The 11,334-nt window shown below is 42.9% G+C and carries 14 protein-coding genes and 1 rRNA gene; 2 read left to right on the forward strand and 13 right to left on the reverse strand.

Features of this window, described 5'->3' with window-relative positions:
- Positions 1–143: 143 nt before the first annotated feature.
- Positions 144–917, reverse strand: a complete 774-nt coding sequence (locus AB4Z45_RS27520; protein WP_441885282.1) for a TatD family hydrolase — start codon at positions 915–917, stop codon at positions 144–146.
- A gap of 17 nt (positions 918–934) precedes the next feature.
- Complete coding sequence (locus tag AB4Z45_RS27525; RefSeq protein WP_441912674.1) at positions 935–2,233, reverse strand: HD domain-containing protein; 1,299 nt, start codon at positions 2,231–2,233, stop codon at positions 935–937.
- Between the two features lie 270 nt (positions 2,234–2,503).
- On the opposite strand from AB4Z45_RS27525, the gene AB4Z45_RS27530 reads away from it, so the two are divergent.
- On the forward strand, positions 2,504–2,758 hold the full coding sequence (locus AB4Z45_RS27530) for an AbrB/MazE/SpoVT family DNA-binding domain-containing protein (protein ID WP_054025791.1): 255 nt from the start codon (positions 2,504–2,506) through the stop codon (positions 2,756–2,758).
- A gap of 131 nt (positions 2,759–2,889) precedes the next feature.
- On the opposite strand, the gene rsmI is transcribed toward AB4Z45_RS27530, so the two are convergent.
- The 10 genes from rsmI to AB4Z45_RS27580 all read right to left on the reverse strand — a co-directional run bounded on the left by rsmI (position 2,890) and on the right by AB4Z45_RS27580 (position 10,359).
- Positions 2,890–3,771: a 16S rRNA (cytidine(1402)-2'-O)-methyltransferase gene (gene rsmI / locus AB4Z45_RS27535; RefSeq protein ID WP_441912675.1), complete on the reverse strand. Its 882-nt coding sequence runs from the start codon at positions 3,769–3,771 to the stop codon at positions 2,890–2,892.
- Positions 3,768–4,436 (reverse strand): tRNA1(Val) (adenine(37)-N6)-methyltransferase, encoded by a 669-nt coding sequence (locus AB4Z45_RS27540; RefSeq protein ID WP_076271322.1) that lies wholly within the window; start codon positions 4,434–4,436, stop codon positions 3,768–3,770. The genes rsmI and AB4Z45_RS27540 overlap by 4 nt, the downstream gene beginning before the upstream one ends.
- 127 nt (positions 4,437–4,563) lie before the next feature.
- A complete protein-coding gene (locus AB4Z45_RS27545; RefSeq protein WP_441912676.1) occupies positions 4,564–4,965 on the reverse strand; it encodes an initiation-control protein YabA in 402 nt (133 codons plus the stop codon).
- A gap of 62 nt (positions 4,966–5,027) precedes the next feature.
- Positions 5,028–5,831: a PSP1 domain-containing protein gene (locus AB4Z45_RS27550; RefSeq protein ID WP_053373398.1), complete on the reverse strand. Its 804-nt coding sequence runs from the start codon at positions 5,829–5,831 to the stop codon at positions 5,028–5,030.
- Between the two features lie 3 nt (positions 5,832–5,834).
- Positions 5,835–6,812: a DNA polymerase III subunit delta' gene (gene holB, locus AB4Z45_RS27555; protein WP_076271266.1), complete on the reverse strand. Its 978-nt coding sequence runs from the start codon at positions 6,810–6,812 to the stop codon at positions 5,835–5,837.
- A 33-nt stretch (positions 6,813–6,845) separates the two neighbouring features.
- Positions 6,846–7,289 carry a YaaR family protein gene (locus tag AB4Z45_RS27560; RefSeq protein WP_076271265.1) on the reverse strand — a complete coding sequence of 148 codons (444 nt, stop codon included), beginning with the start codon at positions 7,287–7,289 and terminating at the stop codon, positions 6,846–6,848.
- A 16-nt stretch (positions 7,290–7,305) separates the two neighbouring features.
- The gene (locus AB4Z45_RS27565; RefSeq protein ID WP_054025787.1) at positions 7,306–7,635 is read right to left on the reverse strand and encodes a cyclic-di-AMP receptor; all 330 of its coding nucleotides are present in this window, start codon (positions 7,633–7,635) and stop codon (positions 7,306–7,308) included.
- Between the two features lie 127 nt (positions 7,636–7,762).
- On the reverse strand, positions 7,763–8,419 hold the full coding sequence (gene tmk, locus AB4Z45_RS27570; RefSeq protein WP_441912677.1) for a dTMP kinase: 657 nt from the start codon (positions 8,417–8,419) through the stop codon (positions 7,763–7,765).
- Positions 8,420–8,532: 113 nt separating this feature from the next.
- Positions 8,533–10,062 carry an aminotransferase class I/II-fold pyridoxal phosphate-dependent enzyme gene (locus tag AB4Z45_RS27575; RefSeq protein ID WP_441912678.1) on the reverse strand — a complete coding sequence of 510 codons (1,530 nt, stop codon included), beginning with the start codon at positions 10,060–10,062 and terminating at the stop codon, positions 8,533–8,535.
- Positions 10,063–10,167: 105 nt separating this feature from the next.
- On the reverse strand, positions 10,168–10,359 hold the full coding sequence (locus AB4Z45_RS27580) for a sigma factor G inhibitor Gin (RefSeq protein ID WP_339205847.1): 192 nt from the start codon (positions 10,357–10,359) through the stop codon (positions 10,168–10,170).
- 232 nt (positions 10,360–10,591) lie between these two features.
- On the opposite strand from AB4Z45_RS27580, the gene AB4Z45_RS27585 reads away from it, so the two are divergent.
- Positions 10,592–11,122 (forward strand): transposase, encoded by a 531-nt coding sequence (locus tag AB4Z45_RS27585; protein WP_441912679.1) that lies wholly within the window; start codon positions 10,592–10,594, stop codon positions 11,120–11,122.
- A 111-nt stretch (positions 11,123–11,233) separates the two neighbouring features.
- On the opposite strand, the gene rrf is transcribed toward AB4Z45_RS27585, so the two are convergent.
- Positions 11,234–11,334 (reverse strand): 5S ribosomal RNA (gene rrf, locus AB4Z45_RS27590); the annotation flags it as partial.

Below are 11,334 nucleotides of genomic sequence, written 5' to 3' on the forward strand. Positions count from 1 at the left end.
TCATACGAGGTCAATTGTAAAGATACGATAAAAGACGATTTAAGCGAAAAAGCAGGATAAAGCAGGAAAAAATAAGCGATTATCGCTATAAAAATTAGTTTTTACGCGATAAAGGTCTCTATTTCTCATTATTCCTCTCGTTTTTAGACAATACCAAAACATCTTCGACCGTTTTCAGTCGTAATTACGCCTATTTCTTCTACCGTTTTGCCCAATAATTCGGCTGCTGTCTCTGCAACTAAAGAGACGTAAGAGGACTCATTTCGCTTCCCTCTGAACGGGTGAGGAGTTAAATATGGAGCATCGGTTTCGATCAAAATTCGGTCGATCGGAACCTGCTTAAGCACCTCTTTTGGCACCCTTGCATTTTTGAAAGTAACGGGTCCTCCAAATGATATATAAAAGTTCATATCAAGACATTGTTTAGCCGTTTCCCAGCTGCCGGAGAAGCAATGCATGACACCGCCAACCTCTGCTGCATTCTCTTCCTGAAGAATACGAATAATGTCCTCATGAGCATCCCGATTATGAATAACAATTGGCTTGCGCACCTTACGAGCAAGACGAATTTGCTCACGAAAAACCCTTTGTTGTACCTCTTTTGGAGAAGTATCCCAGTGATAATCGAGTCCAATCTCACCAATGGCGACAACCTTCTCATGCGCGCATAGACGTTCAATCCATTCCAAATCCTCTGGAAGCATATCTATACTGTCAACTGGATGCCAACCAACTGCTGCGTATATAAAATCATATTTCTCTGCTAGCGCCATCGTTGTAGGGATCGTTTCACGGTTAAAACCAATATTGACAAGCATATGCACGCCTGCATCCTTCGCACGCTGGATGACCTCGTCGCGATCCTCATCAAATTTTTCCGAATCTAAATGGGTATGTGTATCAAAAAGTAATGTCATGTTGATGTTATGCTCCTTCAATCGAGTTTGAAAAGCTTACGAAGTGAATCCGGCAATTGATGAATATTTTTTTTGAGCGGCTCTTCTGGATAATAGAGATGATATTGTCCTTGATGCAGGCCAGTAATAGAACGAACAATGTCGGATTTAGAGGATATTTCGCTTATATCTTCCAAACCATCTAACAACAAAATCGGCGCTTTTTCTTTCTTTTCTCCTTCTTTTTTATCTGGTCGATATACGTCATACGGCAGGTCAAATGGAAAATCGATTTCCATATGATAATCCGGATTCATTCCTATAGAAGAGAAACATTCGCTAATCTCATTTAGCAGCTCTTCATCCGGGTTTTCAAGCGTAATGTACTTATATAAATGCCTGTTCAGAAATCGTTCACATAGATCGCTTAAAATAGGATCATGCTCCTCCGCCCACTCTGCGAAAGCGGTCTGAACGAGCGCTTCATCCAGCTTCAGATAGTCGTGCACCGTCATCGTGTTCTGAAGCAAGCATTTCAGCTGCTTAGGCATCCACTGAAAGGAGTAACCACCCACGTAAAGCTCCTGTGCTCTACGAAATATTTGACGTAGAATAATTTCCGAGCTTCTTGTAACCGGATGGAAGTAAATTTGCCAATACATTTGATAACGAGACATCAAATAATGTTCAACTGCGTGCATACCGCTCTCTTTAACTACAATTTGCCCTTTATAAGGACGCAATACGCGCAAAATGCGCTCTAAATCAAATGTTCCATAGTTAACACCTGTAAAATACGCGTCTCGGAGCAAATAATCCATCCGATCAGCATCCATTTGGCTTGAAATCAAACTAACAACAATCGGCTTTGGATATTTTTTTTGTATGACTGCAGCGACCTGAGCAGGAAACTGCTCCGATACAGCACTTAGCACGCGATTGATTTCTGTATCTCCCAAAATGATGTTACATGTCCACTCTTCGTGATCCGTGTCGAATACTTCTTCCAAGGAGTGCGAGAACGGACCATGACCAACATCATGCAATAAAGCAGCACAAAGTGAGACTAGCTTTTCTTCGACTGGCCAGTCAGGATAGCTGTTTCGTTCAAACTGAGAAATAATTTTTCGAGTAATTTCATATACGCCAAGTGAATGTGAAAACCGGCTGTGCTCTGCTCCATGGAAGGTCAAATAGGAGGTTCCTAGCTGTCGTATCCGGCGCAGTCTTTGAAACTCTTTTGTATTGATCAAATCCCAAATCGTTTGGTCTTGTACATATATATAATGATGAACAGGATCCTTAAAAACTTTCTCTTCGGTCAGCTGTTTTTTCATCGTCTCTCATCTCCTTTGTTCATATTTTCGACACAAAAAATGATTTTCATGTCGAATAGTGTCGGAAATTAGTTTCCAAATTGTCGAAGCTGTTGTATTCTATTACAGAGTAATATGACCGTACTAACTAGTCAAATACTTGTGAATTCAGCTATCCGGGGAATATTCCTGGTTGACTATTATGGTAATCGTTGGTATTATAGTAATCATAAAAGCAAAAACTATGTCGAACGATGACGAAACGTATTTTGAGAGGGGCAATAATAGATTATGATGAAATCTACTGGTATTGTTCGTAAGGTTGATGAGCTAGGACGCGTCGTTATACCGATCGAATTGCGCCGTACACTTGGAATAGGCGAGAAAGATGCACTTGAAATCTACGTAGATGGCGAGCGCATCATGCTTAAGAAATATGAGCCTGCATGTATCTTCTGTGGCAACGCAGAAAACGTATCTTATTTCAAAGGAAAAATTGTTTGTCATGTTTGTTTGTCAGAAATGCCAACACCTGTGACAAAATAAAAAAAATAAGTTATACTGTACTTATTAACTTGTTAATTCTAACCTTTTTTATACTCCTTGATACCTTCCTGCGCTTGAACCCGGCCAGGAAGGTCTTTTTTTGTCTACTATTTCACATATATGATAATCATCTATCTATTTACTTCATTATATACTTCGCGTTTAGGCAAACCTCGATCGAGCGCAACCTTCTTAATGGCTTCCTTACGATCAAATTGTTCCTCATAATGAGCAACATGGGCAGCAAGATCAAGCTCAGACCACCAAATATCTGCCGCTGGCAGCTCGCTTGCCCCTTCACCCTCTGATCCTTCCACCACAACACAAAATTCTCCGAGCGGCGGATGCTCCACAAACCATGCTATACATTCTGAAATTCGGCCGCGGACCGCTTCTTCATGGCGTTTTGTCAGTTCTCTGATACATGCTATTTGGCGATCGCCGAGACATTCCTGAAGTGCATCAAGTGTTTTGTTTATACGATGGGGTGACTCGTAGAAAAGCAGGGTCCCTTTCTGTGCTTGCATATCGAGCAGCCATTTCATTAATGACTTTCGCTCGCGCGGCGGAAATCCAGCAAACAAAAATCGATCCGTAGGCAGACCCGATATAATAAGTGCAGACAATGCTGCATTCGCTCCTGGAATAGGAATAACAGAAATACCATTTGCAATGGCGTCCTTCACCAGATCCGCACCTGGATCAGAAATAGCCGGCAGACCCGCATCACTAACTAATGCAATGGATTGCCCTTCTAGAAGCAATCTGATCAGCTCAGGGCCGCTGGCTTGTTTATTGTGCTCATGATAGCTGACAATACGAGTTCCAATCTCGAAATGTGTAAGCAGCTTCCGTGTTTGCCTCGTATCTTCAGCAGCGATAAGCTGTACTTCCTTCAATGTACGAATCGCACGGAAAGTCATATCTTCTAGATTTCCAATTGGTGTCGCGACCAAATAAAGGCTTCCAACATTTTCTTTGGAAGCATCGGCAAAGCTTTTTTGTATATTCAAACGATCTGCACCCCATTCTCATATACCATTATTGGCGGAAGAAGCTTGATGTCAGGCTTCCCATCACGCATTGCTTCTATTAATACCATGTTTGCTTCTGCATTTGCATGAGGATGGACAAATTGAATCCGCTTCGGCTCAAGCCTCCATTTACGCATCGTTTCCACAATATCAAGTAGACGCGAAGGGCGATGAACCATCGAGACCTTACCGCCAGGGCGCACCAGCCTAGAGCATGCTTCTGCGACATCATCCAGCGTACAATGAATCTCATGCCTTGCGATCGCATAATGTTCGTTTTCATTTTGTTCACCTGCTGTTATTGGCATGTAAGGTGGGTTTACCGTTATCGCATCATATACCCCGTTACCCGCAATCTTAGGATACAATTTCAAATCCTGCTCAATAACGTTTATTTGCTCCGTCAGCTTATTCAGCATCACGCTTCTTCTAGCCATATCCGCCAATCTCGGTTGAATCTCAACCGCATCAATTTGCGCATTTGTTCTCGTTGTAAGAAGCATCGGTATAACACCATTGCCCGTACATAAATCAGCAATTCGCCCGTGCTTTGGCACACTTGCAAACCGTGACAATAATACGGCATCAAGTGAAAAGCTGAACACTTCCCGGCTTTGTATAATTTTTAAACCATTTTCTGTCATAAGATCATCGAGACGTTCGTTTTCTGCTAAGGTTATATGTTCCGACACGATTTGGGCCGCTCCTTGATTGTATATTTAATAAAAATACCGCCCCTTGCGGCAAGGGCGGCATGTCGTACGGATTCCACTATTTATTAAGAAAGGATAGACAGAATAAACAGTCGCCTTCCGTCCGCAAATGCCCGTAATAAACGTTGCATATGTGGAATCCTTCGTGATACAACCGAGTTAAGTTGTCATGGCCTTCACCAATAGCTGCTCCCGCTTCCGCGAATGCATGGTCAGTGATGACCTGTTCCTCTTTGTTTGCTCCCGGTTTAATTCCTTTGGCTGGAGCTGCAACAACTTCATGCTCTAGCTCAGCCTCTCTCTTAAACAACTGACGCAGCTGGTTGTTCTCCTCACTTAGACGCTTATTATCCTCGAGCAGTTCTTTTACCTTCTGCTTCAAGTCCGTAAGCTCCTTATGGAACACACCTACTTGGTTATCCAGCTCGTCCATTTTCGCAAAAATATTGTTCTTCTCCAAGTTCCCACCCCAGAGCTTCAAGCGTGAGTGTAACCTCACCCGTGAGAATCGCACTCTGCCGCTTATTTGATGACGACATCATCCATCGACAGTTCTTTCGGTTTACCTGGTGTATCAAATAATTGCACATACACACTTTTGGTGGATGTATTAATACCAGTTACCTTACCTTCACCATATGAGGTGACTACGAATTTTCCAATTGCCGGAAGTTCTTCTCGAATGCTTTCGTAATTGTCATGCTCATATTTCAGACAGCACATGAGACGACCGCATAATCCAGAAATTTTTGTCGGATTAAGCGATAAGTTCTGATCCTTGGCCATCTTGATCGATACGGGCTCAAAATCACCCAGCCAAGAGGAGCAGCAAAGCACTCGTCCACATGGACCAATACCACCGAGCATCTTTGCTTCGTCCCGAACTCCGATTTGTCTGAGTTCAATCCGAGTTCGAAATACGCTGGCTAAATCCTTTACTAGCTCGCGAAAGTCAACTCGGCCTTCAGCCGTAAAATAAAAAATAATTTTGTTACGGTCAAACGTAAACTCAACATCAACTAACTTCATGCGAAGCTGATGACCTTTAATTTTTTCAAGACAAGTAGAAAACGCATTTTTGGCTGCGGCGCGATTTTCTTCAACAACTTTTGCATCCACATCGCTTGCAATACGTATCACTTTCTTAAGAGGAAGAACAACATCCGATTCACCGACTTGCTTCTGTCCCACCACCACTTTACCGTATTCGATTCCGCGTGCTGTTTCAACAATAACATGTTGTTCCTTATCCACGGGATGCTCAACCGGATCAAAGTAATAGATCTTGCCCGCTTTCTTGAAGCGGACGCCGATGACATTATACAAGAATTAGCCCTCCTGTAAGTTTACCAATAGTTGCTCAAATGCGAGCTGAGGTGTAACATTCGCTCGCATACGCTTACTCGCTTCTAACGTATGCTCGATGCAGGACACCCAACCTGCGAACGAACGATTAAATGCATGTTTACTTATCCAATCCAACTGATCTATAAAAACGATGTTGTCCTGCCTGCCGGCCTGGAACTGTATCAAATCTTTAAACCATATAACTAATAACGACAACAGCAGTTGCGTATGCTCTACCAAATCTGTTTTAAATAGCTGTTGTCCAGCAGTGATCATCGCCGCGGTGAATCGGGTCAAACTCTCCTTGCCTAATTGTATCACTAGGGTTCTGATTTCTGCAAACTGATTCTGCTGGAGAAATTGTCTTGCACCGTCTAAACCTGATGTTAATTGAACAACGGTTCGGGCTAAAATAGACGGAGCACCCTCAGCAATAAGAGTTTGCAGCATAATCTCAGGCGACATCGGCAGGAAAGGCACCCACTGCGTACGAGAACGAATAGTAGGAAGAACAGCTTGTCCATTATCCGTAATTAGAATCGCAACAACTGGCGACAACGGTTCTTCCAAAAATTTCAGTAAACTATTCGCAGCCTGCAGCGTCATTTTGTCAGCTTGCTCTATCATATACACTTTGCGCTTCGTCCCGCTATTGCGATAAGAAAAGTCTCGCTGCAGCTCGCGAATTTGATCAATTTTTATGGACTGGCCATCTGGCGCTATCGTCGTTAAGTCTGTCTGATTGCCATGTTCAAATTTTCTGCATTCCAAGCATTCCCCGCAAGCAGCGGCAATACCTGCCGTACAGAACAATGCCTTGGAAAATTCGCGAGCCATCGCCATTCTTCCCGTACCTGAAGGACCATTAAATAAATAGGCATGAGAAATTTTACCGCTCTGCAAAGCGTGGGTCAAAATCCGCTGCGCTTTCCATTGCCCCGGAATATTTTCGAAGCTCATCGCCGTTCCTTACCTTTCCCTGCTCTCTTATCATCAAAACAATAAATTTATAAGAAGGCCTCGTATCTCACCGATTCTGTTGAGCAAGTCAATTCTTCCTTGCTCACTGTCGAGTAAATCCTCAGCCATGGAGACGAGTGTCGCATCGATCTCATCCAGCAGTTTATATCGTTTAATTCGTCCTCTGCGATCGAAGCCTTTGACTTCCTTCAGCACAACGCCGCGCCGGATGGTGTCCTCCAAAAATTGCTTGATCATTTGACGATAAATTTTCAATTCACGGACAGTCATCACTCTAGCAAGTCGATCACCTTGTCTATGTATGTCCTGCAGCTTCAGTTGAAGCTGCTCTTGTGTACGATCAGCATCCTGCTGAACCATTACATCGGCAAAGCTTCTTGGCTGTATCTGTTTGTTTGTGGCTTCGTTGTTTGTACGGTTTTGTCCCAATGGTCGAAAGCCTTGATCAATTTTCACCCTATATCACGCCCATTCAGAAATGCTCAAATCGTTCAACAGGCATTACGAATACAGCTGCTCCACCAACCTGTACTTCAACAGGGAAAGGAATATAGGAATCTGTTGATCCGCCCATCGGTGATACAGGAGTAACCAATTGGTCTCTTACTTTGCAATTTGCATTAATGACTTGAAGAACCTCATGTACTCTCTCGTCCTCAATACCAATCATAAAGGTAGTATTGCCTGCTCTTAGAAATCCACCCGTACTTGCCAGCTTCGTTGCTCTAAACCCTTCACGAACAAGTGCATTTGACAGTCTGTTGCTATCCTTATCTTGAATAACCGCGATTACTAATTTCATCTTCATTCCCCCTTGACTACTATTAGAATAGGTTATTAATAACTTGCAATTTTAACCATTAAACCATTTCTTGAATCTCAAGCCCCATAACGACAAATCTCTTGATGCATAGAATTTCGTCTATACTTTAAAGTTTGACATCGGTTGCAAAAAATCCTGCAAAACGCTCATCAATTGCTGATAAAACGTCAGCAAACACCAAATCCGCACTATTTTCGGCATTTACAAGCACGATTCGTTCCGGGTTCTGCTGCAACAGCTTCATATAGCCTTCTCGCACCTTCTCATGGAAAGACTGCTTCTCTAGGTCTAAACGATTGATTTCTCTCTCTGATGCTTGTGCGATACGTCCGAGACCTACTCCCGGAGACACATCCATGTAGATCGTCAGATCAGGCATCACTTCTTTAATCGCGAATTGATTGATGGCCCAGACCTCATCCATCCCAAGCCCACGCGCATAACCTTGATAAGCCAAGCTGCTATCTACGAAGCGGTCACAAATAACAAACTCGCCTTTCTCCAGTGCTGGAACGACCTTTTCCACCAAATGCTGTCTTCTCGCAGCTGCATACAGCAGTGCTTCTGTTCTTGCATCCATTGCAGTATTCTCGCGATCCAATATAACGGCACGAATCTGTTCTGCAATGGGAATGCCTCCTGGTTCTCTCGTCGTCGTGATCGACTTTCCCCTTTGAAGCATTATATTCGTCAATTGTTCAATCAGTGTCGATTTGCCGGCTCCTTCGCCGCCTTCTATGGTAATGAATACACCTTTTTTCAAACTAAGGCTTCTCCTAACGTTATGTTAACTATACTTTCTTCTATATTAACAAAGCGGTACTCCTAGTACAATCAACATTTACTTCAAGTTCATAATCGTTCTGCTATTTCAGCTTATTCAGGGTAAACAGCAATGGTATTCATCATTCCATCAGCAGCGCCTTGAAACTTTGCACCCATCTCGGCAAGCTGTTGTATATGCTCAATTAACTCTGCCGTGATTCTCTCTCCTGGATACAAAATAGCGATGCCAGGCGGATAAGGTATGACCATCTCTGCTGATATATGATGTACAGCATCTTTCAGCTGTATTCGCTCACTTGATTTGTTCTTAAACCTAGATCTCGCAAACGAAACAGGCTCTGATATTAAACGGCTCTCATGACAGGTAATTATTGAAACTGCTGGCAGCGCACACCCCTCTTTATCATTTGCCATCAGCCCATCAGAGTTTTTATTTGTCGTAGCATTGGGCTCAAGTGCCTCAACAGCCTCCTGCAGCCTCTTTATGTCCTCTAATGAAGTCTGGATACCAACAACAAGCACAATGTACCGCGGATCTGCCATCTCAGCAAAACAGCCATGCTGCTCCAGGTGCTTCAGCAGCTCATAACCGGTTCGCTTACCGCTAGAATCGTATAACACTAGTCGTAGCGGATCTGAACGCAAGCCTGATTCGCTATTTTCTTCGATTTTCATCTCCCGTATAACGGATGAGCGACGATGCAGCCATTGACGGAAAAACGCCGCTGATTCAAGACTTTGTTTAAAAAGATCAGCGCCCAAAGCATCAATCATTGCTCGGGAAATATCTATTGAAGCCAAAATCGGAAACGATGGGCTTGAGCTTTGAATCATCGCAAGCGACTGACGCAGCAATTCCCTTGATATTCTGTTGCCTTGAATGTGAAGAAGAGCCCCCATCGTAAGTGTCGGCAAAGTTTTATGCGCTGACTGTACAACGCCGTCTGCTCCCTCTGACATTGCCGACTGCGGAAAAGCTTTCTCCAAGCCATAATGTGCACCATGTGCTTCATCTATGAAGATCGGCTTATTATACCGATGGACAGTCTCAACATATGATTTAAGTCTCACACTAATACCGTAATAATTCGGGTTAGTCAAAAAGACAGCTTTTGCATCAGGATATTGAATAAGCGCTTTTTCCACTTGCTGGACAGAAGGAATCGTTGCTAGCCCTGATAACGGTTCAATCTGAGGCGAGAGGAACACTGCTTTGGCCCCAGCAAGCTTCAAACCATTTATAATGGATTTATGTACATTCCGCTGAACGATAACGATATCATCTGGATCACATGCGGCGAGCAGCAGCGCCATATTACCAGAGGTGCTTCCTCCAACCAAAAAGTGAGTCTCCTCTGAACCAAATGTTTTTGCAGCCAATTGCTGCGCTTCTTTAATAGAAGCTTCAGGATGATGCAAATCGTCGGTTGTTGAGATTTCAGTTAAATCAAGCTGCATTATTTTATAAAAATAATCGACTACATCATCATTTAATTGATCATTCCATGATGGTTGCTTAAATGCTTGTCCACCATGATGGCCGGGTACGTGAAATCCAACTGGCTTGGTACGGGTATGATTCACAAGCGCTTCAAATAACGGAGCAATAAAGGGCTTCATTGTTTATGTACAATCCTCTCCAGTAAACATTCATTCCTATTTCTATTATATATAATATTCAATAAACACTACAAAAAAAGAGCAGCTTCTGTAATCAGAAACCGCTCATGCATTTTTACCCAAAAATATTTGCTTCATTTGATTAATGAAAAAAGGGTATTTGGCATCTTTAACATCTGTTCTTATCATTTCCGCTTCACAGGTATCGCAGATAAAACCGGTCACTATCCGAATACCCTGACCTTCAGCCTTTTCCTCGTTGCAAATAATACATTGATACTCGCGATTATCGTCCATAACAATCCCCGCTTTCTGATCGTCCCTTATTAACTATTATTATGACACATAGTCTATCTATTTATACTTGTTTCATAGCGCATTTCAAATATTTATATATCGTATGCCCCGTATGGGCTAATGGTTACAGCATATGTAAAAATGTTTCATAAAGCTATGGACAGAATGCTTGTAAATACCGATATAGTTAACGAGAGTCACAGTATCTCTGAGAAGGAAAGGAAAAGTAAATATGCGTCAAAAATTATCCGAACAACAAAATGCTACAATTTATCAATATCAGCTTGTAAAACGAAAAATCATTCGCCCTGAGCTTATTCAGAGCCATTTGCTTATTGCAGCCGTATTATTGGCTTTCCAAATGCTTATGTATGAAATGGATGGTCTATTTTCATGGCTTTTCGGCTTTGCAGTCGTGCAAATCATCCATATCGCGATTATACTGCTTACTTTTATCCGAGTGGACGAAGCAGCAGACAGGCAATGGGTGTGGCGAATTACACCCCCATGGATTGGATTTAAACCAGCTAATGATATCAAGCTGTACCTATTTCGCCGAGTTCATCGCCATATGTTCTGGATCGGCCTTTGTGCCATTGCGCTTCTATATCCATGGATCAAAGAATCATTGATGATTAGCATTGTAAGTTGGCACCTATGGCTGCTGATCCCGCGTATGCTGCTGTCCTTCTCTTTCCGTAAGGAGCAGAAGGACGGCGTACTTAGGCTTCAGTCTAGAGAAGCATCTTATTATCGCAGATAACAAAGAGGCCTTAGAAGCTCATACAGAGCGTTCTAAGGCCTCAATTTTTAATCAAAATTAGACACGGAAGAAACAAAAAACCTATCGCATCACATGCGATAGGTCTCTCGTGCTTGGCGACGTCCTACTCTCCCAAGACCCTGCGGTCTAAGTACCATTGGCGCTGGAGGGCTTAACGGTCGTGTTCGGTATGGGAACGCGTGGTTCCCCTC

The organism is Paenibacillus sp. MCAF9 (assembly GCF_052114265.1).
Taxonomy (GTDB): domain Bacteria; phylum Bacillota; class Bacilli; order Paenibacillales; family Paenibacillaceae; genus Pristimantibacillus.

What these genes read in the sequence shown, in the direction of transcription:
- AB4Z45_RS27540 (WP_076271322.1), bottom strand. Translation starts at nt 4,436, where the DNA reads ATGACAGAAAATGGTTTAAAAATTATACAAAGCCGGGAAGTGTTCAGC.
- AB4Z45_RS27580 (WP_339205847.1), bottom strand. Translation starts at nt 10,359, where the DNA reads ATGGACGATAATCGCGAGTATCAATGTATTATTTGCAACGAGGAAAAG.
- AB4Z45_RS27585 (WP_441912679.1), top strand. Translation starts at nt 10,592, where the DNA reads ATGCGTCAAAAATTATCCGAACAACAAAATGCTACAATTTATCAATAT.
- AB4Z45_RS27575 (WP_441912678.1), bottom strand. Translation starts at nt 10,062, where the DNA reads ATGAAGCCCTTTATTGCTCCGTTATTTGAAGCGCTTGTGAATCATACC.
- AB4Z45_RS27520 (WP_441885282.1), bottom strand. Translation starts at nt 917, where the DNA reads ATGACATTACTTTTTGATACACATACCCATTTAGATTCGGAAAAATTT.
- AB4Z45_RS27525 (WP_441912674.1), bottom strand. Translation starts at nt 2,233, where the DNA reads ATGAAAAAACAGCTGACCGAAGAGAAAGTTTTTAAGGATCCTGTTCAT.
- holB (WP_076271266.1), bottom strand. Translation starts at nt 6,812, where the DNA reads ATGAGCTTCGAAAATATTCCGGGGCAATGGAAAGCGCAGCGGATTTTG.
- AB4Z45_RS27530 (WP_054025791.1), top strand. Translation starts at nt 2,504, where the DNA reads ATGATGAAATCTACTGGTATTGTTCGTAAGGTTGATGAGCTAGGACGC.
- AB4Z45_RS27565 (WP_054025787.1), bottom strand. Translation starts at nt 7,635, where the DNA reads ATGAAATTAGTAATCGCGGTTATTCAAGATAAGGATAGCAACAGACTG.